This window comes from Rhizobium sp. P1_E1, from assembly GCF_056406015.1.
In genome coordinates this window covers 1-1,199 of sequence record NZ_JBFUAY010000513.1, presented here as the reverse complement: position 1 = coordinate 1,199, position 1,199 = coordinate 1, and the positions used below count along the sequence as shown (strand labels likewise).

The 1,199-nt window shown below is 60.3% G+C and carries 1 protein-coding gene; it reads right to left on the bottom strand.

The genetic code is table 11. From position 1 onward, the window contains the following. On the bottom strand, positions 1-1,199 hold a 1,199-nt coding region (locus tag AC1D1Z_RS37580), incomplete at both ends, for a PAS domain S-box protein (RefSeq protein WP_477853914.1).

Genomic DNA, 1,199 nt, shown 5'->3' with positions numbered 1-1,199 from the left:
GGGCGATGGAGGCTGTGAGCTGCCCCATCGTGGCGACGCGGTTTGCGTGGGCAAGTTGCCCCAGCGCTTCGCGCAAGGCCTCCTCGCTCTCCCGTAACGCCTCTTCGGCCTGACGGCGCTCCGTCAAATCGAGGACGAAAGAAACACCTTCGTTCCTGCTTTCTTCTAGGAGAGCACCGCCCATCAGCACCGGCAGACGGCTGCCATCTTTCCGAAAGTACTCCTTCTCGAAGGGTTGGACCGACCCGATCATCTTCAACTCCGCGACGGTCCGTTCATCGCGGTCGCGCCATTCGGCCGGTGTTAGGTCCGTCCAGCAAAGCCGACCCGAGGCAAGATCCTCTCGGTCGTATCCCACCATGCGGAGGAACGCGTCGTTGGCCTCCAGAATGCGACCTTCGATATTCCAGATGACGATCCCGATGATGTTGGCCTYGACGAGGCGACGGATCTTGGCTTCGCGTTCAGCGAGATCGCGGTACAATCGGGTATTCTCCAGTGAGATCGCTGCCTGAGACGCGAGCAGCTTCAGCACCACGATCCGGGCCGGCGCGAAGACCCTGGGGGCGAGGTTGTTCTCAAGATAGAGTACCCCGGCAGGTTGGCCCTGATTGAGCAACGGAACACAGAGAATGGAACGAGCCCGGTGCCGACAAATGTAGGGGTCCATGGAAAATGGATTCTGAGCCATGGCGTCGTCGAGAACAACGCTTTCGTTTGTGCGCAAGACATAATGAAGGAGCGATTGCGGCAGGGTTGTCCCTTTCACGATCTCGTCACGCATCCGCACCACGACCGTTTCGCCGCCCGTCGTGGCCTCCGCCGTGATCCGTGACTCACCCCCACGCGGCAGGATCAACAGGCCGCGCTCGGCGCCCGCCTGCTCAACGGCGGTCCGCAAGACCGTGTCGATCAGCTTTTGAAGAACAATCTCTCCCGACACGGCTTGCGAGATTTTGATAACGGTAGCGAGATCGAGTTGTTCGACCGGTGCACCAATGGTGCTCGTTGGAGCGGGAGCACGTTCTTCCCCTCTCAGGTCGGGATAGAGTTGGTCGAGTTGTCGCACCTTGCCGTCGGCTCCCCAGCGCAGATAGCAGCCACGCGCGTTGCGGAGATAAAGACGAGCGAAGTCCTCGAAACCTCCCCGCGCATAAAAGCGGGCGGTGAGTTCATATGCGAGGGCTTCATGATGAACG